This window comes from Wolbachia endosymbiont (group A) of Udea olivalis (assembly GCF_964028365.1).
Taxonomy (GTDB): domain Bacteria; phylum Pseudomonadota; class Alphaproteobacteria; order Rickettsiales; family Anaplasmataceae; genus Wolbachia; species Wolbachia pipientis.
The window spans coordinates 417,473-440,731 of the sequence record NZ_OZ034773.1 but is presented as its reverse complement, the minus strand read 5'-3'; the positions used below and the strand labels follow the sequence as shown (position 1 = coordinate 440,731).

Below are 23,259 nucleotides of genomic sequence, written 5' to 3'. Positions count from 1 at the left end.
TTTAAGCATTTTCGCTCGCAGATCTAGTAAATAATATCTCAGAAATGCTTCTTTTGCCCCCACCGGTTCTTTTTAGCTGAATAACAATATCAATCACATTTCTAATGTATGGTATAATTTGGTCTGGAGGAATGCCAAGGTTTGCTTGCATAACCATCAGTTTTATTTGCTCAAGGGCCATTGTTGGACTATCCGCATGAAGGGTTGATATTGATCCAGGGTGACCAGTATTTATCGCCCTAAGAAAACTAAAAGCTTCCGCTCCACGGAGCTCACCAACTATTATTCTGTCTGGCCTTAAACGTAAGCACGCTTCTATCAAATCTTGAGTGGTTACTTTTGCTCTGCCCTGCCCTCCTTTAGAGGCAATTAGATGGACTTTATTGGGATGATCGTTCAAAACGATTTCCCTTGCATCCTCAACAGTAATAATTCTTTCCTCATCTGGAATAGCACGCAAAGTAGCATTAGTAAAAGTAGTCTTACCAGTGGAAGTTCCACCACTAATTATAATATTTTTCTTACTTATTACAGCGTATTCTAAAAACTCTTTTATTTTTTTTTGCCTTAACAGTAAATCCAAATGACGGTCAACTGGATTATCAGTTGCTTCTGTAACAGTTTCAGAAAAAGCCCCCATTTTTTCGTAATCATCGAGTGCTAATTGCATGCTAGAAGGCTTACGAATCGACATGACTACTTTATCAGGCTCACATGCTGGCGGAAATACTATCTGTATACGATAACCATTTGGTAATGTTGCCGAAAGTAACGGCGCTTCTTCGCTAAGCTTTTGTTCTGTAGCTTGAGCAATCAGTCTGCCAAGAGATTTCAAATGGTTAAGATCGAATATTTCTAATTTTTCACACCTTACTTCACCACGATTTTCAATCCATACTTCCTTTGGCTTATTTATTGATATTTCATTTACGCCTTCTTCTTGAAATATGCCCTGTAATGGCTCCAAATATGTATCAAGTGCAGCATAGTTCATTTCATTGATTTAATATTGCCTGTGGAGGAAATACTATATCTTGGTTAACAAATACTTTCAATGCAGTGCCTTGATCAACATAAATAGTTGGTTTTTTATCTGTATATCTGCCCACTATATCTCGCATGTCTTTAGAAAAATCATTGATTGATTTCCCGATTGCTTCATCATAAACAGATTTGCTTCTTTTCTGAGTTTGCCTCAACAGTTGACGTACATCGTCTAAAGTTATACCGATATTGTCACTAGTAATTGCATCAACTCCACTAGCTCCAGAACTTTTTATCACACTTACTATTTCTTCCTTTATTATTCTCAGTAAATCCTGATCACTTTTAGCATTCCGAATTTTTTCAATAGCCCTAAGACCCAATTTCCATTTTTCGTCTCCTACCTTCCCAACTTCAGTTTTTATAGCATCCTCCAATCTCTCAACAATAGCCCCTTTGAGAGAAGAAATATCTATTTCAGTTGCAGTAATAGACTTCACTGCATCCATGGCAGTTAGCGCATCGATAAGATTAGAAGCCTTTTGCCCTATAACAGCCGAACTAATTGAAACACCAGCAAGTGCCACTGAAGAGAATAACGCACTTACTATTTTATTATCAACTATTCCCGCTATCCCTGCTCTACCAAGCTCGTCAGTACTAAGTGATGAGATGGCAACATCTATTCCATGTGGCAGAATCACTCTATTCCAGTTTATATTTACACGAGATTTAGCAACATTCGAGTCAAATGAATAACTACCTATCAATCTTGAGCCTTTAGGTATTAAAACTGTATCACCAGTTTCTGCATAAACATCTCTACTCACCATAGCACGCAGCATTCCTTGCAGATCAGAATTTATTGCAGTTTCAAGAACAGCATCAATAATTTTACCTTGAGTAATCATTAAACCAAGCTTTCCTACTCTGGTAGCTTTGCTCGACTGTGCTGAAGTGTCGGATAAAATAGCATCAGCAGCCTTGTTCTCTCCACTACTACCTGAAATTGTTAACATTTGTGCACTACGTCTGTCTCTAGGATAACCTCCGCCCCCTATTGTAGGAAACGAGGTAGGTAAATTGCTAATAACATTACTAGAAGGAAAATTTGGCTTTGGCAAAATAGGTATATTTGACACAGGGGTTTCTTTTGGTTTCTCTTCTTCTTTTTTAATTTGTTTTATTTCTGGTACGATTTGTGGTGTAGGAAGAGGAGGTAAGGGTGGTAAGGAATCGGTTATTATTCTTTCTGGAACTATTACATTATCTGGAACTTGTTCCAACTTTCCTTTAAATTCTTGAACGTTTTGCTTTGTTTCCTCTTTTTTAATAACTTCTGAATCCTCTTTATGAGAAGGACTAAAATAGAAATAATACACTACACCAACCAGAAGCACTAAAATCATAACCATCAATGCCCTATGACCTTGATTAGAGCCAACTGTTACTACCTTGTTCTCTATTTCTGACTCATCTTCTGAATTGTTACGCCTTTCTTTATTCATATTGCATGTACCACAGCTAAAGTGACCTATTTATAATTTCAACTTCATCATCTTCATAACGCATAAATAGCTTTTTATGTACCCCTTTTATTATAACATAATCATCAAATAACAGCCTTTTACAAGGTTTATCCTCCCCTTCTACAAAAATCTGAGGTATTTTATTATTATTTCTAAATTTTAAATAGGTTAAATAACCATCATCAAATAACTCAATCGGAACTATATCCGCATTACCACCTTCATCAATATATGTATAATTATACTTCGTATCATTTTCTTGTATTATTTTTTCTAGCTTGTCTGTAGTATACTGCATTTGAGTAGGTAAAGAAACCTCATCTAAATCAACATCAAATTCACCTTCTTCTTGAGGATAATAAAAACGTACTACGTAAGATATATCCTTTTCAGCAGAATAATCGTGATCCACTTTCTTAGCATTAGTGTCCAGGTATTTATCGTAGTTTGGCCTTGAGATTAAATCAAAAATGTAATTTCTTTTTTTAGTTGTCGTAATAATCATGTTAGTGCGGCTACTAACTTCAAATGGCATGATAAGCAATTTATTGTCATAAGGATTAATTTTCCAACTTGATGCATCACCAACAGCGATATTTTTAACTTTTTCTCCTTCCGCAAATTCAATATAAGAATAGTAACCCTGACTAAAAACCACCGTAAATACTTCATTAGGGCTATACACAAAAGTCTTTATTCTACTATCTACAGAAATAGGTTCATTATAATTAATGGATGCGTTTAAATTGCTACTTACAAGTAAAACTAAAACTAATAATATCCTATACATATTCATCATCTACTCTATATGAAATAACTTGAAACCCTAATGGGTTAATATATCTTTGCTGATCATTCATTTCAAGCGATGCATATCTATATGACATAATAACTATCTTATTTTTTCTTGTGGAACTTCCATCTTTCCGTATAAATTCCACAAAAAACCTCACCTGAAGAGCATCGTTACCCAATTTTTGAATCGAGCGAATTTTAAATTCATTTTTGGTATCTGAATATAAATTAAAAAGATCATCCATATTCTGCGATCCTATATAATTTCTAAATTCATTATACACATTAGATGAGGAAAACAACCTCACCTTTGTATAATAGTTATAATTATAATGATATGGATCAAAAACCTCCCTTGCTTTTATATACTCTGAAATAAAATAATCGTTCAGCGCTTCATCTGCAGAATACTGCTTTACTGTGACAGGATCAACCAATTGCACTATTCCAGATTTCTTGTCAATTTCTATAACAAATGGCTCAATAGTGCTACTTGTGCTAATTTTAAATATGACTAATATGCTGATAGAGATCGTTGCTAATAATATTAACGCAAATAAAAGTAGAATATTCCTTTGAGCAATAACTGTGCTGTAGCGGTTTGAATTCCAATTTATATCCTTATCTAACGATTCAGTACTTTTCTCTCGCTTAAAAAATCTTAGCATTTTAATATTCTTAAAAATCTTAACTTGTGTTAATAAACATAGCAAATTAACAAAGTAGTTACAACAAAAAAGCTAAAAAACTCTTAACTTATGGCCTAGCTTACCAAACTTTGTCTCCATATATGAATCGTTATATTTATTACGTTCCACAATAAGTGGTAGACACTTTGTAACCTCTATACCACTACTTTCCAATTCTGACAATTTCCTATCATTGTTTGTAAGTAATTGGATTTTGTTAATGTTCAATTTCTTAAGCATTTTAGCTGCAACAACAAAACTCCTTTCATCATCTTCAAAACCCAATATTCTATTTGCATCAACAGTATCAAGGTTATGTTCTCTTTGCATACTGTATGCTCTTAACTTATTAGTTAAACCAATACCTCTTCCATCCTGCATCAAATACAATATAATACCACTTCCAAAGTCAGCTATCATTTGAATTGCTTGATGTAACTGACTTCTGCAATCGCATGATAAGCTATCTAACAAGTCACCCGTATAGCACGAAGAATGAATTCTCACTAATGGTTCGTCATCTTTATCTGGATTGCCAATGATAATTGCATGATGTTCTCTTCCACCACTTTCGGTTCTATAAGATATGATATTTACTTCTTGAGTCTGTTTTAAAAATAATGATGTTTTGCACACTTCATATACATCCTGATTTTCTTGAAAATTATTTATGAATGACGTGTCCAGTGCAATAACGTCATTTTTCTCGCACCAATTTCGCATTTCATGGTTATTCTCAAAAGTCATATCAGCCACTAACGCGTATGGCAATAATTCTGAGAACTTAAGCAAGGCAATAGCACATTCATCTATTGTCTTTGAGCATTGCAACTCTTTTATGCAATCTTCCTTTGAACAGTTTATTAAATAGAGCAGTTCATCAAAATTATTCACCAACAGACGTTTGCTGTTATGTTCTTTATTCTGAGATATGTATTTTACCTTACTTGAAGTTAAAGTAACATATACATTACTTGATGTAAGCTTGTATTGATTAAATAAATCTCTTTCTAAAGCCTCAGCAGCAGCAAACAATAGGTAATTACTTTCATCATATATTACAATTGGCCGACCGCGCCTGATTTCGCTGATAGCTCTTTCTACCTTATTGCTACTCTGATTTCCTATAAACATTTTTACCCATATTAAACAGCGATAAAAACTGGTGCGGCCGAGAAGACTTGAACTTCCAAGGCCTTATGAGCCACAGCGACCTCAACGCTGCGTGTCTACCAATTCCACCACGGCCGCACTATATTCTAGTTTTTATATAATTATTTTAAATTACTTAATCATTTTAGAATTTTTCATCTAGAGTGTCAATCTGATACTAGAATAATTTAGAAATTGTTTGTATAATTTGATTATGAATTTTGTGATTATAAATTTTAATCATTTAAGATAACCTTACTACTAATTTTTAACTTAGGTTTTTATACAAATGAATATAGCTAATATCTTTATTTTTTTAGCTCTCTCTCTTATAACTAGCTTTCATTTCGTCCATGCACAAATATTATACACATGGTCTCAAGTTATCCCAGAAAATAAACTAAGCATACGCGCAATTACGGACAATGACATGTGTCCCATTGTTTATGTTGATGGCGAGGAAACAGAAATGCTGAATCGCAGCTCAATTAACAATGGTGATCATAACGAAACAGTTTGTGAACTGACAGTACAAACAAGTGCCAAAAACATTAGTATTGAGAATCTACGGGTTCCTATATTACCAAAAAAGGTTAATAAAATTGCTTTCATTGGTGACACGGGCTGTAGAATAAATATGTTATTTCAGCAGGAATGTAATTCGGTAGATAGCTGGCCTTTAAAAAAAAATTTAGATTCAATCGCCCTTCATAAACCAGATTTAATTATCCATGTTGGTGATTATCATTATAGACAAACAAAATGTAGAAATACAAAAAAGTGTGGCGATATTTATGGATACAATAAAGAAGTTTGGTACGCTGATTGGTTTGAGCCTGCAAAGGATATTTTATCACAATCCCCTTTCCTTTTTGTTCGTGGAAACCATGAGAGTTGTGATAGAGCTTATGAAGGATGGTTCAGGTATCTAGATTCATACCCCTTTTCGTCTGAAAAATGTGGAAACTTCGTTTCTAGTTGGTCCTTAGATGCTGGACCGATGAAATTTTTTATCTTCGACTCTTCATCCGGTGAGGATATTTTTACAACCCAAAGCACAATTGATGCTTTTGAGAGGCAATTTGATAAATTGATACAAAATAGTTCTGACAAGCCCATGTGGTTTTTAACTCATAAACCGCTTTGGAGATCTCCAAAAAAAGAATTTTTGACATTAAAAAGCCATGGTAATCTTACACAAATCGAAGCTTTTGGAGATAAATTTCCAAGCAATGTTACTACCATAGTTTCTGGCCACATTCATATAGCCCAGATTTTATTAATGGATAATGTTCCAGACCAAATTATAGTTGGAAACGGTGGTGCATCATTACACGCTCAAGATCAAGAATCTGTTTATCAAAATGTAGAATTTGACTATTTAAATGGTAAAAACTACTTAGCACACGAGGTTAGAAACTTTTTTGGCTTTGGCTTTGCAATACTAAATTTAGATGATCACGAATTTACCTTCTATAATCAACACAATAAGGAAATGTATTCTGCGAAGCTAACAGAAGATTTTAAACTTAAACGGATTAAAACTATAGTCGATTCATTTTAGGATTTGTTATTAGCTATTTTAAAAACGCTACTTAAACATTTTTTTTAATCGATTGATTTCATCAGCAAATTTTGAGTCGGTCTTTATAAAATTTTCTACTTGTTTTACTGCATGTATAACAGTAGCATGGTCTCTGCCACCAAAGTTTCTCCCAATATCTGGTAGGCTTTTTTGCGTAAATTTTTTGGCAAAATACATAGCTATTTGTCTTGGCCTTGCAAGACTGCGAAGCCTTCTATTGGATTGCATATCTGCAACCTTTATATTGAAAAATTCAGCTACTTTCTTTTGTATTTCTTCTATTGTGACTGACCTATGATTTGACCTAAGAAGATCGATTAGGGTTTCACTAGCTGATTCTACCGTCATACTTCTTCCAATTAATGAGGTATGGGTAACCTTATTTAATGCTCCTTCTAATTCTCTTATATTAGATTTTATGTTCCTTGCTAAAAACTCTAGGACATCTTTCGGAACATACATATTCATCTGCTCCACTTTTGCCTGCAATATACCAAGCCTTAATTCAAAAGTTGTTTCATTAATATCTGCCACCAACCCCCAACCGAGTCGTGATTTTATTCTTTCTTCCACTCCATCAAGATCACTAGGAGACCTATCAGCTGATATAACCAATTGTTTATTTTGGTCTATCAATGCATTGAAAGTGTGAAAAAATTCTTCTTGTGTACTATCTTTACCACTGATAAATTGCACATCATCTACCATCAATACATCTACTGATCTAAATTGCTCTTTAAATAACATAATATCTTTGCTTCGCAGCGCTGTAATATATTGGTACATGAATTTCTCTGCTGATAAATACACCACTTTTCTTTTTGCTGATGGGGAATTGACTATGTGCCAAGCTATAGCATGCATTAGATGTGTTTTACCAAGTCCCACTCCACCATATAGAAACAAAGGATTGCTGCCTAATATTGGATCTATAGATTCTGCCACACGCTTTGCCGCCGTAAATGCTAATTCATTTGGCTTTCCCACTACAAAATTATCAAAGGTGAACCTTGGATCCAGCGGCGAACCAAGATTATGATTACTTTCCTCTCTGTTTTTTAGTATAACATTAAAATTTGAATTCCTCTCCTCAATTACTTGAATATCAATAGAACGTATACTTTTATCTTCGCTTTGCCATAATGATAATATTTTTTTCATGTAATGAACTGTAATCCACTCTTTTATAAACCTTGTTGACACGGATAAAAGAACTTCCCCATTTCTGCTACTGACAAATTTTAGTGAACTCAGCCAGCTATTATATGTTGCTTCTCCATAAAGATTATAAAGACAATTTTGGATTTTTTCCCAAGTAACATTGTGATCCGTTACTGTAATAATCTGATCAAAAAACATAGTAGAAACCTTAGGGCTAGTTAAGTTCATATACCACACCAAGAAAAAAGCAATAATTAGAAAAATATAAGATAATCAATAGCCTACTGCAAAATGAAAAGCTAATACTACTTAATACATACTAAAAATTATGGTGATTTTTTGATGGGTTGTAAAGGGTATAAAAACATTAAAATTGATCATTTTTATTTCAAAAAAATGAAAAATTTGTAAATGTCGCTTGTATCGAGGATTAGAAGCATGCAAAAACAGTAATACATTATGTATAAATAAGATGTTAAATTTACTGGCAAATAAGTAAAGTATTCATATAAATATAGCTAACCTAATATAGATTTACTGAAGCAAATTTATGATTATATTAAGTAATTTGAGTTGTTATGCTGTATTAGGTATTGAACTAGAGTTTTACATTGAAGGAATAGAAAAAGAATACTTATTTCTGAATAGCATCAAAAATAAAATAGCATCTCTTGAATTTTCTTGCGAGAAGGAGAATTCTACACATCAGTATGAGATAAAAAGTGGTTGTTATACGAACTCCTACAATTTAATTAAGCATTTTGAGTTAGCAAAACAATCACTTACTGAAACAGCACAAAAACTAGGTGGGAATGTTTCTTTTAAAGCAAAGCCTTATTTGGATAGAGCAGGCAGTGCATTAAATGTGCATGTTAATCTCGTGAATTCAAATAACGGTAACTTATTTTATATCAATGAGCAAAAGTACAGTGACTATCTGATTCATAGTATTGGTGGATTATGTGCAATGATGAAAAAACATATGTTGTTTTTTGCTCCAAATGATGATTCATATTTAAGATTTCAGTATCCGGATATTCACACTCCAACTACGATTAGTTGGGGAGTAAATAACAGAACTGCTGCGATAAGAATTCCCTATTTTGGCAACGATTTCAAAAGATGCCGCCTAGAGCACCGCGTTCCCGGAGCAGATTGTGACCTTGAAAAAGTACTCACAGCAATAATTGAAGGTATGGTTTTTGGTATAGAGAACAAAATTGCTCCGCCAAATAGGGTCTACGGCATTGCATCTGATCCTCAATATGAGATGGAGAGGTTAATATAACAACTATCTATCAAATCCTAATCCGTTAAACCCCTTTTGGGTAATTGGCTGTTTTAGCATTTTTTTTACATCATTATCTACATTTTTGCACTGTAATAGCAAGTCTAAAGCAGATAGTTTCTGCGTGCTTTTAGATTCAAGCTCTAGATTGCTTAACACTTGCCCAGGAAGTGGATTACCAGGCACATCCATGTGCTCAGGAAGAGGTTTCATCTGATTCTTTATAGAGCTAGAGTTATTTTGTGTAAGAGTTTTATCATTTAGCATGCTAAGAATAATTTCCTCAGGCACTACCATAGTTTTTGTATAATCAACAGGATTACTATTTTCAGCATCTATAGTCACATGAATTGGTTCGCCAAACGCATTTATAGGACCACCAAGTGATCCTTTCTCCATGCGTTCTTGTGCTCTTTTCCTTATTATTTCTTCTTCTAACTCAGTTTCAGTTTTTTCTGGTTCTTTTGCGGTATCTTTTTCTTCACCTTCATCAACACTGCTATACCCTTCATCTTCTGAAACTTTCTCTCCTGAAACACCAGTAATTTCAGGCTGTTCTTTTTTAGTTCTTATTTTATGAATCAGCGAAAGTAATAAGTAAGTAACTGCAGCAGCAGAAACGATAATGGCTATCTTTGCGGCAATGTGGATTGCTGTTAAAAATATTAAAGCTGATAAAGCTCCAGCTAATCCAGACACAATAACTTTATTTTTGCCTTTTGTTATATTTAGAATTGCCACCATAATAACCTCTCAAATACTGTTCTAGAATTATTATACAGGAATTTTCTTATACTTGCAATTTTGCGAAAATTTTAATTATTTGCATAAAGTTTTAAAGCTACACAAGGATTAATTAATATGCAATGTATCTCGACTATAATATTGTACAAACACACATATTCAGCTAACATTCAACATGCAGAGCTTACTCATAGAGCGAAACAGGGCGGTGGTATTATTACTTATAGTAATTTTTATCTTCGGTTCATACGTTTATGTAAAAATGCCAAGGGAAAGCAATCCTGATATACAGATTCCTATAATCAGCGTGTTTGTTGGACTTCCTGGGATTTCTGCTCAAGATAGTGAAAAGCTATTAGTGCTTCCTATAGAAAATGAACTAAGATCCATCGAAGGTGTAAGAGAATTGAGAGCTTTTGCAACTAATGATGGTGCTCACATGATACTCGAATTTGGAACAGAGTATGATAATAAAGAAGTGCTCGATAATGTTCGTTCAAAGCTTTCAAACATAAAATCGAAGTTACCTGTTGAAGCGGAATCTCCGATAATCAATGAAATAAACTTGAGCTTATTTCCGATACTCAATGTCGGCTTAATTGGTAATTTGCCAGAAAGAGCCTTAACTGAAATAGCACGCAAGCTAAAGAAAGAAATAGAATCTCTGCCAAATGTTCTCAAAGTTGAAGTGGCGGGTATGCGTAAAGAAACAGTGGAAGTTATAATTGAGCCCACAGTTCTAACAAAATATAACATTCAATCAAACGAAATATTCCAAGCTATATCAAGCAATAATAGACTAGTGGGAGCTGGATCACTGGAAAATGACACCGGTAAATATTCGATTAAAATATCAGGATTACTAAAAGATATAGAAGATATTATGAATATTCCTATTAGATCTCAAGGCGATGCAGTTTTGAGAATAAAAGATATAGCAAAAGTATACCCTAGGTTTGAAGATCACCAAGGGTTTGCTCGCATTAATGGATTACCTAGTGTCGTGCTAGAAATTTCAAAACGTAACGGAAAAAACATAATAGACACAGTAAATCAAGTAAAATACTTAATGGATAAGGCAAAAGATCAATTACCTGAAAATTTAAAAGTGGTGTACTTAAACGACCAGTCAAAAAACGTCCGCGATGTGCTTGATGACTTGGAAAACGGCATAATATTTGCTGTGTTGTTAATATTGATCATAATGATGCTTTCTATGGGAACAAGGATTGCTATTCTTGTGGCACTCTCGATACCCGGTTCCTTTCTCATTGGGATAATAGCTCTTTACTTTATGGGTATAACCTTAAATATCGTTGTGCTCTTCAGTTTTATTATGGCTGTTGGCATGCTGGTTGATGATGCAATTGTGATCAGCGAATATGCCGATAGAAAGATGATCTGCGGAATGGGCAAAGTAGAAGCCTTTCACACTTCAGTTCGTGATATGTTTTATCCGGTCTTATCATCAACGTTAACTAAATTGGCAGTGTTTTTTCCTTTACTACTCTGGCCTGATACTGTGGGAAAATTCATGCAGTATATACCAATTACAATAATTTTAACTTTAACCGGATCGCTCATTATGGCTCTGGTTTTTATACCAACACTTGGTGCAATCTTTGGAAAGCCATCAGTAACTTCAAAGGAAGAAATTGAAAAAATGAATGCTATCGAAAGTGGTGAAATAAAAAATGCTGGGCCTATAATAAGAGCTTACGTACGAATGCTAGAGAAGGTTTTGGATCATCCTAAAAAATTCGTATGTGCTACTGTATTCGTTTTGTTTTCATTTAGTGTGCTGTACTTTACTTTTGGTCCTGGAGTAAAGTTTTTTCCGAAAGTGGATTCAGATAATATTTTAATCAGTGTTAAAGCAAAAGAAAGCTTATCAGCCAAAGCACGAGATCTGATACTCAAAGAAGTGGAAGAACGCATTTTGAGCATTGAAAAAGAAATTCATGTTTCTTATGCTAGATCAGGAGCATTTTCAGACAACGTTATCGCCAGAATACAACTAGAACTTATGGATTGGCGCTTCAGGCGCAAAGCTAAGCACATACTAAATGATATAAGGAGCAGTGTGCAAGACATGAAAGGAATAATAATTAATGTTCAAGAGGAAAAGCCAGGACCGTCGGCTGACAAGCCAATACAAATCAACCTCAGCGGGAGTGCATCCAGTTTGAATTTAGCAGCAGAGAAAATTCTAGAAATTATGAACCAACCTTCATCCGGGTTTATAAATATTCAAGATAGCAGATCAGCACCTGAAATAGAGTGGAATATGAGTGTTGATAAGAATAAGGCTACAAGCTCTGAAGTAAGTGTTGCAACCATTGGCGATTTTATAAAGATGGTTACAAATGGAGTGTTGATTGGAAAATATAGACCAAATAACACGGATGAAGAAATCGATATTGTACTCCGTTTCCCTGGAAAGGATCGCAACATGAAGACTATAGACAATCTTTTTATCAATACAGTTAATGGCCCGTATCCTATGAGCAATATAGTAAAATATGCTCCCGAAAAAAAGGTAAACAAACTAAACAGGATTGATGGATTACGCACAGTGACAATCTCTGCTGACGTTGATACTGGCTATCTTGTTGATGAAAGAGTAAAGTTCATTCAGAATTCTATTGCCCAGGATTGGGACAAGGGAGTAAAAATTGATTTTAAAGGCGACAAAGAAGATCAACAAAAATCAGGAGCATTTTTGTTAAAGGCTTTTATATTAGCGATTACACTAATGATATTGGTATTAGTGACACAGTTTAATAATGTATACCATACATTTATCGTAATGACAGCAGTGTTTTTATCCACAACATGTGTGTTTTTTGTTTTCTTTCTTATCCAACAAGTTTTCGTAGTTGTTATGTGTGGAGTGGGGATAATTGCTTTGGCAGGAATTATAGTAAATAATAACATACTATTGCTTGATGCCTTTCATCACCAAATTAAGGTACACAAAAATGACATCAAGCGATGTGTAATAAACGCTGCAATTTCTCGCGTTAGGCCAATATTGCTTACCGTTGCAACCACAGTTCTTGGTTTAATACCGATGATTACCAGGTTAAATATCAATTTTTTTACGCTACAAATCACATATGATGCTCCATCAAGCCAGTGGTGGGTTGACATTTCAACAACCATAGCAAGTGGAATATTGGCTGCAACGGTTTTAACTTTATTCTTTACTCCTGCGTTGCTTGTTATACAAAAACATGAAAAAACTTGACTTAAATTAGCAATCATTTAACATTTAAGATAGTGTTCTTTGCCCGTTGGAGCTATAATTATAACTAATTACATTGGATTTATTTATTATGATTGCTAATCGTAAAAGCAGTGTTAAGCAGAAAAGTAACAAGAATAACATAGTTGGAAGCCTTGATGTAATAAAAACAGCAGGAGAGCTTTCACTTCAAAAAGGTTTAGATTTTGATGTTGTAATAAAGGCACTAGAAAGTGCTATAGAAGCAGTGGCTCATCAAAAATATGGTAGCAAAAGTAAAATTGTAGTTGATATAGATAGAAACACAGGCAAAGTTACTTCATATAGAAAACTAAAAGTTATTGATGATGAATCAAATGAAAAAGAGAATACCGAGTGTGAATCAATTACGCTTACACAAGCTAAATTAATAAAAGGAGATGCAAAAGTTGGAGATACTGTTAGTGAATTACTCTCTCTTAACACTGATCTTGCTTCAGCAAGAATTGCCCAGCAAAAGATTGCTCAAATAATTAAAGATGAAGAGTCAAAAAAGCAATATGAGGAATTTAAAGATAAGGTGGGAGAAATAAGGTATGGTATTGTTAAACAAGTAGAATATTCAGATCTTATTATAGACATAAATGGCACTAGGGCATATCTTCCATTGCGAAATTTAACTGGTGGTGAATCATTTCGTGAAGGTGATAAGGTTAAAGCTTACATACAGACTGTTAAGCGCTCTGATGATGGACGTCAAATTATTCTTTCTAGGACTCATGAAGGCTTTTTGGAGGCATTATTAAATCAAGAAATACCAGAAATTGCTGACGGATTAGTGACAATTAAAGGTATAGCTAGAGATGCTGGTTCAAGGTCTAAGGTTGCCGTTTTCTCTCCCGACAAGAACATTGATCCAGTAGGTGCTTGTGTTGGAGTTAAGGGAGATAGAATAAAAACTATTATACACGAATTAAATGGTGAAAAAATTGACGTTATAAATTACTCCTCAGATTTGGGTCAATTTGTTATTAAAGCCATTACTCCTGCAGAAGTATCGAAGGTTATTATTGATGAAAATGAAAATTGCATAGAGTTAATAGTTGCTGAAGATCAATTGAGTTTAGCGATAGGAAAAAAGGGCCAGAATGTAAGATTAGCTTCAGAGCTTGTTGGATGGAAAATTGAGATATTAAGCACTCAGCAAGAATCAGAAAGGCGAAGTAAAGAACTTAGTCAATGTTCAGCTTTATTTGCTGAAGCTTTAAACTTAGAAGAGATTATGGGTCAGCTATTGGTAACAGAAGGTTTTTCAAGTGTAGAAGACATATCTAGCGCTTCAATTAAAGAGCTTGCTTCAATAGAGGGCTTTAATGAAGATATTGCAAACGAACTTCACAATAGAGCAAATAAGTACCTGAAAGCAGAAAATGATAGAAAAATAGAAGAGCTAAAAAGTTTAGGTATGGAGGATGATGTAATCAATTTAACTTTATCAATAGACAATAAAATTGCTCTTAGTAAGCATGATATTAAGACTTTAGAGGACATAGCAGATTTATCAAGTTATGAGTTTTGCAGCATACTCTCTTCCTCATCCGATAGCAAAGAAGATCTAAAAGATACAGTAGATTCAATAATCATAGAAGCACGTAAAAAGCTTGGATTAATATAATAAAATAATATGAATAATGAAGATATCAGTGATAAAAAATTAACGCTCCAAGGTTTAAGCAAGCTTAAATTAGACCTCAATTTAAACTCTTCAGCTAGCCCAAGTACTGGAGCTACAGTAGTAAAAAAAAGAAGAAAAAAATCTCATGATGCAGAAGAACATAATTTATTTGACGAGAGTAAATTAGGTTCTTTAACAGAGAAAGAACAAATTTTCCGCATTAATGCTGTGCAGAATGCTGCTTTGCTGAAAGAAAGAAATCAGAGAGAAGAAAAAGAGAAAACAGCAAAAGAAGACAGCAATAAAGAGATTGACGAGAAAAATGAAGCGGACGCTTTATCTAAGGAAATAAATAAGCAAGTTTTAAGTAATACCCACTTAGTTGAACCAAAAGAAGATAGTATTGACCATGAGGACAACGATAAAAAGTCTTTTAAAGTCAACAAAGATATATATTCTAAGCATTCTAAACTGGTAATTGCACAGGCAATAGATGAAAAAACTGAACAACCCCCTGTATTTAAGCAAAGGTTTGGTATAAGAGGTAGAAAGTCAAAGTTTACTAAGGGTAAAAATATATCAAGAGAAGTTATTATACCAGACAAAATAACTATCAGGGAGTTATCTATTCGCATGGCAGAAGATAGCAAGAGTGTGCTAAAAATGTTCAAAGAAGAAGTCGGTGAGAGTTATAGAGTAGATGATCTGGTGGATCCAGATATAGCATGTGAAATAGTGGAAAAATTTAATCATACGGCTAAACGAGTGAGCGATACCAACAGAGAAAAAGATTTATTTTTTATAGAAGGCAGAGAAAGCCTGCCTAAAAAACCTAAACCATCAATCGTCACTTTTATGGGACACGTCGATCATGGTAAAACCTCATTGCTCGATGCATTTCGTGAATCTAATGTTGCAGAAAGAGAGTCAGGTGGCATAACTCAACACATAGGTGCTTATCAAATAATAACAAAAGATAAGCAAAAAATTACTTTCATTGATACACCAGGACATGAAGCGTTCACTGCGATGCGTGCATGTGGTGCCAATATTACTAATATAGTTGTAATAGTAGTTGCAGCTGACGATGGAATCATGAAACAAACAGTTGAAGCAATAAATCATGCAAAAGCAGCAAATGTTTCTATTATAGTTGCTATTAATAAAATTGATAAATCTGAGCCTGGTGATGTGGAGAAAATAATGAGTAGCTTACCTCAATATGATCTCATTCCTGAAGAGCTTGGTGGTGATGTTATGATTGTGCCAGTATCAGCAAAAAAGAAAACTAATTTAGATAAACTAGAAGAGACGATTTTGTTAATCGCTGAATTAATGAAGCTAGAAGCAATAGAAGATTGTCGAGCACTTGGATGGGTAATAGAATCCAAAATAGATAAAGCGAAAGGAATATCAGCTACATTGATAGTTGAGGAAGGAACGTTAAAGGTTGGTGATATATTGGTAGTTGGTACAACATACAGTAAAGTACGTAGTATGGTTAATCACCTTGGTCAAAGAGAAAAAGCAGCACTACCCTCCGCTCCAATTGAAATTACTGGTCTAAATGGTGTACCAAATGCTGGAGATAAATTTGTTGTTGTAAATTCTGAAAAGCAGGCGCGTGAAATTGTTGAATACAGGCTAGAGTTAATCAAGAAAAAGAAAGAAGATTTGGGCGACAATAACTTAGATATATTCAGTCGTAATAACAGCGAAACAGAAGAACTATCTGTAGTTTTAAAGTGCGATGTAACTGGTTCTATTGAAGCAATATCAAGTTCAATTGATAAACTCGGTAAAGACCAAGTGAAATTAAATATCCTACACAAAGCAGTAGGAGGGATAACAGATTCAGATGTGCTGCTTGCAGAAGCATCAAGTGCAGTAATTTTAGCTTTTAATGTAAAAGTGGACTCAAAAATAAGGGACTTGGCAAAACAAAAAGGTATAGAAATACATACTTATAACATAATATACGAGCTCATTGACGACATGAGAATGTATTTAACTAAAATGTTAAAGCCTGTTACACGAGAGGTTCGTGTTGGTTCTGCATCTGTAAGGCAAATATTTAATGTATCTAAAGCTGGTAATATCATTGGATGTTATGTAAGTGATGGAGTCATAAAAAAAGATTCTTTAATTAAGGTAGTGCGTGGTGGCAAATTGGTGCATGAAGGAAAGTTAAAAGCAATACGTAGATTTAAAGATGATGTTAAAGAAGTAGGTGTAAACTTTGAATGCGGAGTATCACTAGAGGGTAATATCGATATTAAAGTTGGAGATATTTTGGAAGCTTATCAATTAGTGCAAGAAGAAAGGGTGTTATAGTAGCTGGATATGAAAAAGGAAATTAGAAACCTAAAGATAGCATCGGTATTGCATAGAGCAATATCAAGAATTCTAATGGAAGGTAAGGTGTTCAATAAAAATGTAGCGGTATCTGACGTAAAATTAAGTAAAGATTTGAAAAAAGCAGATGTATATATTGTGTTATCTTCATTGAATATTCAAGTAGCTGACTACTTAGATCCAGAAAAAAGACGCACTGGAGATCCTTCTGAGAATAATTGTGATCTTAACACCGTTGTTAATGAAATGAACCAATCTGCATGGTCAATACGTAAATCTATACTGTGTTATGTTGATTTGCGATTTATACCTGAACTAGTTTTCAAGCCTGACTTAGCGTTCGATAATTTTGTTAATGTAAGCAAAATATTACATAATCACACTTAATTAATGCATTTCAATCGTTACTTTTCATTAATGAGGTTGCACAGTTTAACGGGTTTGTGGCTTGTGCTATTTCCCAGTTTGAGCGGTATTCTTTTAGCCTCAACTTCTCTATCGTATCAGGTTCTTTTTCTCCTTGTTTTGTTTACTATAGGTGCATTTTTAATGAGACCCGCAGGGTGCATAATCAATGATATCTTCGATAGAAAAATAGATGCGCACGTTGAACGAACAAAATATAGGCCACTTGCAAGTGGTGCATTAAACATAAAGCAGGCTTTAGCTTTACTTTCACTGCTACTGTCTATTGACCTGGTAATCTTATTATTAACTAATAAAACTACACTTATACTTGGAATAATCTCAATGTGTATGATAGCTACTTACCCTTTATTAAAGCGGTATGTTTGGTGGCCACAATTGTTCTTAGGGTTTACCTTCAATATGGGATCGCTCATGGGCTCAGCAGCAATAACAAACCAGATCAGTATAGAATCCTTGCTGTTTTATATAGGATGCGTCTTTTGGACACTTAGCTATGACACCATATACGCCCATCAAGATAAAAAAGATGATGAAAAACTCGGGATGAAATCTACCGCATTATATTTTGGTGATACAACAAAATCTTGGTTGAAAAGATTTTATTTAATATCTCTTATGACGTGGCTATATGCTGGTATTTTATCATCATTAAATAACATTTTTTATATTGCTCTACTTGCCGTAGGGTTCATATTTCACCGCCAATACAAAAATTTCAATCCTGACGATCCCAGTCAATGCATGTCCATATTTAAAAATAATTCCTACGTAGGGTTGCTTCTCTTTTTTGGCATCCTTTTAGATAGAATTATCACCTAGGTCTCAAGAGTTTTGGCTCTAATGAAGTCAATAAACTCAGGTACTCGCAGAAACGAAAATTGCTTGACACCCTTCGCCAGCCCTCTTATCATGAAACTGAAGCTATTGTATTTGCTTTCGCCAATCTGCAGATTAAAAGGTAAGGATTACTTAATGTATCGGCGTCTTATGTTCAATTTTTTGCAGTATATAGATACTGTATGTCTTTACAAAACTTCATCTACATCTAGATTTTTATCTAAATAAGCTGAACGCGCTTATAAAGCGTTACAAGACATCAAAAAATGCCAATACTCGACAGAGATAGTAAAAGACTAGCTAACTCGGGGATTCTTTGTCTTTTTTTCTGCTTAGTAAATTTCTTAAACATTTGCAGCGTAAGTTAGTTGCAATTAAAAGCGGCTGAATCTCGCTTGTCAAGCGTTTAAAACATAAAAAACGCCAATATTTTAAAGCGGATAATAACCCCAGGGCTTCTTTTGCCTTTTTTTTCATTTGGTAAATTTCTTAATATTTACAGCTAAACAACAACCGTCATCCCTAAGTATCCCGCTGCTTGTTAGCGGCTGAGATACCGCGAATGAATCGCGGTATGACGGTTCGCGGCAGGATGACGATAAGCTCGTCATCCCACTACTTGTTAGCGGCTAAGAGATACCGCGGCGGTATAGCTATAGGATGACAAAAAAAGGGCACTGTGACGAACTTAAATCACAATTATCAGTTAATGCTAATTACGGCATTATAAAAAACGCCAAACTTTTTTCTGCTTTTATGCAAGAAGTCTAGTCCATATATTCCTCCCACTTTTCCGTGACTTTTCTTACTATTTCCTCACTCATCTCAATTTTCTTTCCCCACTCTCGTTTGGTTTCAGGCGGGATTTTATTTGTCGCATCAAATCCCATTTTACCTCCAAGTCCACTTTCAGGGGAAGCAAAGTCTAAATAATCAATAGGTGCATTTTCTATCATGATTGTATCACGCACAGGGTCCATCCTCGTTGACATTGCCCACATCACTTCCTTCCAATCACGTATATTTATATCATCATCAACAACGATAATAAACTTCGTGTATAAAAATTGCTTTAGAAAGGAAAGTATGCCCATAACAATTCTTTTTGCCTGCCCTGGATAGGATTTTTTTATCGACACTACCGCTATTCTATATGAGCAACCTTCCGGTGGCAGATAAAAGTCCACTATCTCTGGAAATTGATTGATAAGAATGGGCACAAAAATTTCATTGAGTGCTTCACCAAGAATCGATGGTTCATCAGGTGGCTTGCCAGTGAAAGTGCTAAGATATATCGGGTTTTTACGCATAGTAATTGCAGTAATATTAAATTCAGGAAATTGCTCAACAGAATTATAGTAGCCGGTGTGATCTCCGTATGGCCCTTCGTCTTGATATCTATCCAAACTCACATAGCCTTCCAGAACGATTTCCGCGTGAGCTGGTACTTGAAGTGGAATAGTCCTACAATTTACCAGCTCAAGCGGCTTCTTTCGCAGCAGTCCAGCAAATTGGTATTCTGACAATGTTTCTGGCACTGGAGTTACTGCAGCAATAATCGTTGCAGGATCACTACCGATCACAGCAGCAGCAGGAAATTTCATATTTTGTTCCTTCTCTTTCCATCGTTTGTGGTGAGTTGCGCCACCTCTTTGTGCAAGCCAACGCATTAGTGTTGTTTTTTTATCTATAACCTGCATACGATATATTCCAAGATTAAAATTATCTTGCTTTTCTTTCGTGGGTCCTTTTGTTACCACAATCGGCCAGGTGATAAGTGGTGCAGGTTCATTTGGCCAGCATGTTTGAATGGGCAGTAGACTTAGGTCCACTTCATCTCCGGTTAGCACTACCTCTTGACATGGAGCCTTGCTCACGACTTTACTTCGCATCGATAACACGACTTTCAACAAAGGAAACATTTTTATAGCATCCTTAAAGTTTTTTGGCGGCTCAGGTGATTGCAAAAATGCTAAAAGTTTACCAAGATCTCTTAGTTCATCAGGATTTATGTTCAACCCCAATGCAATCCTCTTAATAGTACCAAATAAATTCACCAAAACTGGAATCGAATTTTTGCCATTTTCTGTGATAACATTTTCAAAAATGATCGCTGGCCCTTTGCTTGACAAAACTCTGCGATGAATTTCTGTCATTTCAAGAACTGTTGAAACTTCCTCCTTAATCCTAATCAGATCTTTTTTTTCTTCTAAGGCTTTGATGAAGTCGCGTAAGTTGTTGTACATATTCCAGTTTTTAAAATTTTAAGTTTATATCTAGTTTTCAAGCACTTTATTGAAATTTGACCTATGCACTGTCTAGCGAGCTTTCAGTTAATTTGAGATCAAATCTTCATATTGCTTACTAAGTTTGTATTTCCTTCCTCTATTGGAAAAATCTACAATCTTGATAAACCCCATTTCCACCCACTTTTTACAAAGTTGCGCACTAGTACGAGGCTTAAAATTAAATAGTTCGCCAACCTGACTAGCTGTAATAGCGGAAAACTCCTGGAAGAGCTCAAGAGCTTTGCGTTGTTTAGGATCAAGTTTACGTATAAGATCAGTCTGATCAGTGTGGTATTCTTCTTCATTTATACGTTGTAAAACGTTCTCAAATGAATTTGCCATACCTTCTACGAAATACTCCACCCACTTAGTGATATCTGCTTCAGCTCGTCCCATATAATAATTGTGCGATGGACCTACACTGATTGCCTCATAATAAGCTCCTAGATTCTTAGCATAATATTCTTCCAATGAATAAAGCCCTTTTAGGTCATATCCACCAAGGTGTAAAATTAATGTAGTCAACAATCTTGCAGTACGACCATTACCGTCATAGTAAGGGTGAATTGTTACAAATTGATAATGAGCAATACCTGCAATAATTGGGCAAGGCACTTGCTCACTGTCACGAATCCAATCAATCATACTGCTCATGAGCTTTGGTACATCCTTTGCTTCAGGGGGCATATAAATTATTGCACGTGTACGGCTATCACGAATAACGTTTTGACCATCACGATAAGAGGTTGGCTTCACTTTAGATTTTCCACTCGCCATTACTAGGGCATGAAGCGTTTGAATGGCTTTCTCAGTAATAGGGATCGTTCTCGCTGCCCATTGTTCAACTTGGGTTAAAGCTGCATAATATCCTTTAACCTCATTTTCATCTCTCCTATATTTTGGAAAGTGGCTTTTACCACTTAAAACCTCTTCAATCTGTTTAGGCTCAAGTCGATTTCCTTCAATCATAGTAGAATAGTGTGTGGTATAAAGCCGTGCAGTTTCACGAAGGGACGAGAGCATCGATACAGTGAGTGGCAAATGTAACACTTTTTCTTTTGCTGCTTCAATCCTCATAAGGCAATTAGCAATTTTAGAAGTAATCGTATAATTTGGCATCGGCATAATATCTGCATTACATTACTTCTATATTATGCTGATAAAATGCAGATAATACAACATTTACACGACGCCGACCATAAACAGCAATAAATTCGGCTGATTGAGAAAGAAGTTTGTCTTGTAGAATAGCTATTTCTTTTTCTCTGCCAATTATTGGTTCACTCATATGTTTATTCCGCGGAGTTTGTTGAAATTATACACAGCGGAATAAAATTATCAACTTTGTTTTACCGCCATGTTTACAGCGCGGCGGTAAAAGATAGAGCATCTCATAATTGGCTATTCTGGGGGTAGTTTGGTCACCTACATTATCAAGTCTTCTGATGAACTTTGTGACAATATACCTAATCATTGTACGTAAAGTTTGTATTCGAGGCAAAACTGACTATAAAATACACTTGATATAAATGTTTTTATATATTAACATTAGATGCTTCTTTTAATATATAGATAAATGTGTACTAAAAGTTTTATATTGTAGGTTCTTTAATAAGTATATGTCTAGAATATCGTTTTTATTGATTCTTATACTGGCAGTAGCAAGTTTACCAGTAATAAACAATTGGCTTTCACACCGCGGTCAAACCCTAACCGATGACCAAATAAGTACGAGATTAGATGATTATATCAGTAGAAATTTTGATAAGATCGTAAAAACTCTCAAAGAGGAGTCGATTAAAAGTAGTTACGCTGCTCGAGATAACGCGACTAAAGGTAAAATTTTACAGTACAAAAATGAAATATTCGACTCCGCTTATCCTTACTCAGGAAATGAAAATAGTAGTGTTATAGCTGTAGGCTTCTTTGACTATTCTTGTGGATATTGCAAAGCTATGAAGAATGATATAAAGCAGTTAATTAACGACGGTAAAATTAAGTATATCTTTAGGGATGCTCCAATACTTGGTAATGACTCTTTAAGGGCAGCAAAAAGCGCTTTAGCTGTTTACTTTATTGATAAAGAAAAATATTTCGATTTTCACTATTCTGCTTTAAGTCACAAAGGAGGATTTTCAGACGAAAGCATATTGGATATAGTGAAAAGCATAGGGATTGATGAGGACGATTTTAATGATTCCATAAAAGATAACGCGGACAAAATTGAGCAAATGATAAACAACAGTAGGCTTCTAGTAAGAGATTTGGGAGTAGGTGGTACACCTTTTTTAATAATTGGGGATAGTCTGTTTGTAGGAGCAACTGATTTAAATATACTACGCAAAAAAGTAGATGAATTAAGTCACAAGCAAGGCTAGTTTCAATTTGCCATAAAATTTTATTTTTTTTTGCTTGACAACTCAAATGAACCTGAGTATAGTAACTGTGGGTGTGATAAGTAACGGCACGTAGAAGTGACACAGTAGCTCAAGAAAAGCAGGTGATGCCTATAGTCAAGCATA

At 34.8% G+C, this 23,259-nt stretch carries 18 protein-coding genes and 1 tRNA gene; 8 read left to right on the top strand and 11 right to left on the bottom strand.

Annotated features, from left to right (window positions below):
• Position 1 precedes the first annotated feature (1 nt).
• The 6 genes from virB11 to ABWU32_RS02020 form a co-directional block, all read right to left on the bottom strand.
• Complete coding sequence (gene virB11 / locus ABWU32_RS02045; RefSeq protein WP_141456834.1) at positions 2–994, bottom strand: P-type DNA transfer ATPase VirB11; 993 nt, start codon at positions 992–994, stop codon at positions 2–4.
• A gap of 1 nt (position 995) precedes the next feature.
• Positions 996–2,492, bottom strand: a complete 1,497-nt coding sequence (locus ABWU32_RS02040) for a TrbI/VirB10 family protein (protein ID WP_015588759.1) — start codon at positions 2,490–2,492, stop codon at positions 996–998.
• Between the two features lie 16 nt (positions 2,493–2,508).
• Entirely contained in the window at positions 2,509–3,309 is an 801-nt protein-coding gene (gene virB9, locus ABWU32_RS02035) for a P-type conjugative transfer protein VirB9 (RefSeq protein WP_015588758.1), read from the bottom strand.
• Entirely contained in the window at positions 3,296–3,976 is a 681-nt protein-coding gene (locus tag ABWU32_RS02030) for a virB8 family protein (RefSeq protein WP_015588757.1), read from the bottom strand. The genes virB9 and ABWU32_RS02030 overlap by 14 nt, the downstream gene beginning before the upstream one ends.
• A 72-nt stretch (positions 3,977–4,048) precedes the next feature.
• Positions 4,049–5,131: a GTP cyclohydrolase II gene (locus ABWU32_RS02025; RefSeq protein ID WP_015588756.1), complete on the bottom strand. Its 1,083-nt coding sequence runs from the start codon at positions 5,129–5,131 to the stop codon at positions 4,049–4,051.
• 29 nt (positions 5,132–5,160) lie between these two features.
• Positions 5,161–5,248, bottom strand: a tRNA-Leu gene (locus ABWU32_RS02020).
• A 190-nt stretch (positions 5,249–5,438) separates the two neighbouring features.
• Here ABWU32_RS02020 and ABWU32_RS02015 point away from each other — a divergent pair.
• Positions 5,439–6,713, top strand: coding sequence for a metallophosphoesterase (locus ABWU32_RS02015; RefSeq protein ID WP_015588755.1), 1,275 nt, complete (start codon positions 5,439–5,441; stop codon positions 6,711–6,713).
• A gap of 27 nt (positions 6,714–6,740) precedes the next feature.
• On the opposite strand, the gene dnaA is transcribed toward ABWU32_RS02015, so the two are convergent.
• Positions 6,741–8,123 carry a chromosomal replication initiator protein DnaA gene (gene dnaA, locus ABWU32_RS02010; RefSeq protein WP_010962298.1) on the bottom strand — a complete coding sequence of 461 codons (1,383 nt, stop codon included), beginning with the start codon at positions 8,121–8,123 and terminating at the stop codon, positions 6,741–6,743.
• A gap of 322 nt (positions 8,124–8,445) precedes the next feature.
• Between dnaA and ABWU32_RS02005 the strand changes: the two genes are divergently transcribed.
• Positions 8,446–9,183, top strand: a complete 738-nt coding sequence (locus tag ABWU32_RS02005) for a glutamine synthetase (RefSeq protein ID WP_015589514.1) — start codon at positions 8,446–8,448, stop codon at positions 9,181–9,183.
• Positions 9,184–9,186: 3 nt separating this feature from the next.
• Here ABWU32_RS02005 and ABWU32_RS02000 read toward each other — a convergent pair whose 3' ends face one another.
• On the bottom strand, positions 9,187–9,927 hold the full coding sequence (locus ABWU32_RS02000; protein ID WP_015589513.1) for a hypothetical protein: 741 nt from the start codon (positions 9,925–9,927) through the stop codon (positions 9,187–9,189).
• A 175-nt stretch (positions 9,928–10,102) separates the two neighbouring features.
• On the opposite strand from ABWU32_RS02000, the gene ABWU32_RS01995 reads away from it, so the two are divergent.
• From ABWU32_RS01995 to ubiA, 5 genes are all read left to right on the top strand, one after another.
• Entirely contained in the window at positions 10,103–13,177 is a 3,075-nt protein-coding gene (locus tag ABWU32_RS01995) for an efflux RND transporter permease subunit (protein WP_265027921.1), read from the top strand.
• 88 nt (positions 13,178–13,265) lie between these two features.
• Positions 13,266–14,828, top strand: a complete 1,563-nt coding sequence (gene nusA, locus ABWU32_RS01990; protein ID WP_015589511.1) for a transcription termination factor NusA — start codon at positions 13,266–13,268, stop codon at positions 14,826–14,828.
• A gap of 9 nt (positions 14,829–14,837) precedes the next feature.
• Positions 14,838–17,162, top strand: coding sequence for a translation initiation factor IF-2 (infB, locus tag ABWU32_RS01985; protein WP_353278726.1), 2,325 nt, complete (start codon positions 14,838–14,840; stop codon positions 17,160–17,162).
• Positions 17,163–17,171: 9 nt separating this feature from the next.
• Positions 17,172–17,570: a ribosome-binding factor A gene (locus ABWU32_RS01980; RefSeq protein WP_015589509.1), complete on the top strand. Its 399-nt coding sequence runs from the start codon at positions 17,172–17,174 to the stop codon at positions 17,568–17,570.
• A 3-nt stretch (positions 17,571–17,573) separates the two neighbouring features.
• Positions 17,574–18,431 carry a 4-hydroxybenzoate octaprenyltransferase gene (ubiA, locus tag ABWU32_RS01975; protein WP_015589508.1) on the top strand — a complete coding sequence of 286 codons (858 nt, stop codon included), beginning with the start codon at positions 17,574–17,576 and terminating at the stop codon, positions 18,429–18,431.
• Positions 18,432–19,216: 785 nt separating this feature from the next.
• Here the strand turns inward: ubiA and ABWU32_RS01970 are convergent.
• From ABWU32_RS01970 to ABWU32_RS01960, 3 genes are all read right to left on the bottom strand, one after another.
• Positions 19,217–20,695 (bottom strand): UbiD family decarboxylase, encoded by a 1,479-nt coding sequence (locus tag ABWU32_RS01970; RefSeq protein ID WP_015589507.1) that lies wholly within the window; start codon positions 20,693–20,695, stop codon positions 19,217–19,219.
• A gap of 87 nt (positions 20,696–20,782) precedes the next feature.
• The gene (locus ABWU32_RS01965; protein ID WP_141456842.1) at positions 20,783–21,862 is read right to left on the bottom strand and encodes a Fic family protein; all 1,080 of its coding nucleotides are present in this window, start codon (positions 21,860–21,862) and stop codon (positions 20,783–20,785) included.
• Positions 21,863–21,872: 10 nt separating this feature from the next.
• A complete protein-coding gene (locus ABWU32_RS01960) occupies positions 21,873–22,025 on the bottom strand; it encodes a hypothetical protein (protein WP_007548541.1) in 153 nt (50 codons plus the stop codon).
• 331 nt (positions 22,026–22,356) lie between these two features.
• On the opposite strand from ABWU32_RS01960, the gene ABWU32_RS01955 reads away from it, so the two are divergent.
• Positions 22,357–23,115, top strand: a complete 759-nt coding sequence (locus tag ABWU32_RS01955; RefSeq protein ID WP_015589505.1) for a DsbA family protein — start codon at positions 22,357–22,359, stop codon at positions 23,113–23,115.
• Positions 23,116–23,259 lie beyond the last annotated feature (144 nt).

Excerpts from the sequence above, each read along its gene's own strand:
- ABWU32_RS01955 (WP_015589505.1), top strand. The coding sequence starts at position 22,357 with ATGTCTAGAATATCGTTTTTATTGATTCTTATACTGGCAGTAGCAAGT.
- virB11 (WP_141456834.1), bottom strand. The coding sequence starts at position 994 with ATGAACTATGCTGCACTTGATACATATTTGGAGCCATTACAGGGCATA.
- ABWU32_RS02005 (WP_015589514.1), top strand. The coding sequence starts at position 8,446 with ATGATTATATTAAGTAATTTGAGTTGTTATGCTGTATTAGGTATTGAA.
- nusA (WP_015589511.1), top strand. The coding sequence starts at position 13,266 with ATGATTGCTAATCGTAAAAGCAGTGTTAAGCAGAAAAGTAACAAGAAT.
- ABWU32_RS01980 (WP_015589509.1), top strand. The coding sequence starts at position 17,172 with ATGAAAAAGGAAATTAGAAACCTAAAGATAGCATCGGTATTGCATAGA.
- ABWU32_RS02030 (WP_015588757.1), bottom strand. The coding sequence starts at position 3,976 with ATGCTAAGATTTTTTAAGCGAGAGAAAAGTACTGAATCGTTAGATAAG.
- infB (WP_353278726.1), top strand. The coding sequence starts at position 14,838 with ATGAATAATGAAGATATCAGTGATAAAAAATTAACGCTCCAAGGTTTA.
- ABWU32_RS02040 (WP_015588759.1), bottom strand. The coding sequence starts at position 2,492 with ATGAATAAAGAAAGGCGTAACAATTCAGAAGATGAGTCAGAAATAGAG.
- ABWU32_RS01970 (WP_015589507.1), bottom strand. The coding sequence starts at position 20,695 with ATGTACAACAACTTACGCGACTTCATCAAAGCCTTAGAAGAAAAAAAA.
- ABWU32_RS01960 (WP_007548541.1), bottom strand. The coding sequence starts at position 22,025 with ATGAGTGAACCAATAATTGGCAGAGAAAAAGAAATAGCTATTCTACAA.
- dnaA (WP_010962298.1), bottom strand. The coding sequence starts at position 8,123 with ATGAACTTAACTAGCCCTAAGGTTTCTACTATGTTTTTTGATCAGATT.
- ABWU32_RS02015 (WP_015588755.1), top strand. The coding sequence starts at position 5,439 with ATGAATATAGCTAATATCTTTATTTTTTTAGCTCTCTCTCTTATAACT.
- ABWU32_RS02000 (WP_015589513.1), bottom strand. The coding sequence starts at position 9,927 with ATGGTGGCAATTCTAAATATAACAAAAGGCAAAAATAAAGTTATTGTG.
- ABWU32_RS01995 (WP_265027921.1), top strand. The coding sequence starts at position 10,103 with ATGCAGAGCTTACTCATAGAGCGAAACAGGGCGGTGGTATTATTACTT.
- ABWU32_RS02025 (WP_015588756.1), bottom strand. The coding sequence starts at position 5,131 with ATGTTTATAGGAAATCAGAGTAGCAATAAGGTAGAAAGAGCTATCAGC.
- ubiA (WP_015589508.1), top strand. The coding sequence starts at position 17,574 with ATGCATTTCAATCGTTACTTTTCATTAATGAGGTTGCACAGTTTAACG.
- virB9 (WP_015588758.1), bottom strand. The coding sequence starts at position 3,309 with ATGAATATGTATAGGATATTATTAGTTTTAGTTTTACTTGTAAGTAGC.
- ABWU32_RS01965 (WP_141456842.1), bottom strand. The coding sequence starts at position 21,862 with ATGCCGATGCCAAATTATACGATTACTTCTAAAATTGCTAATTGCCTT.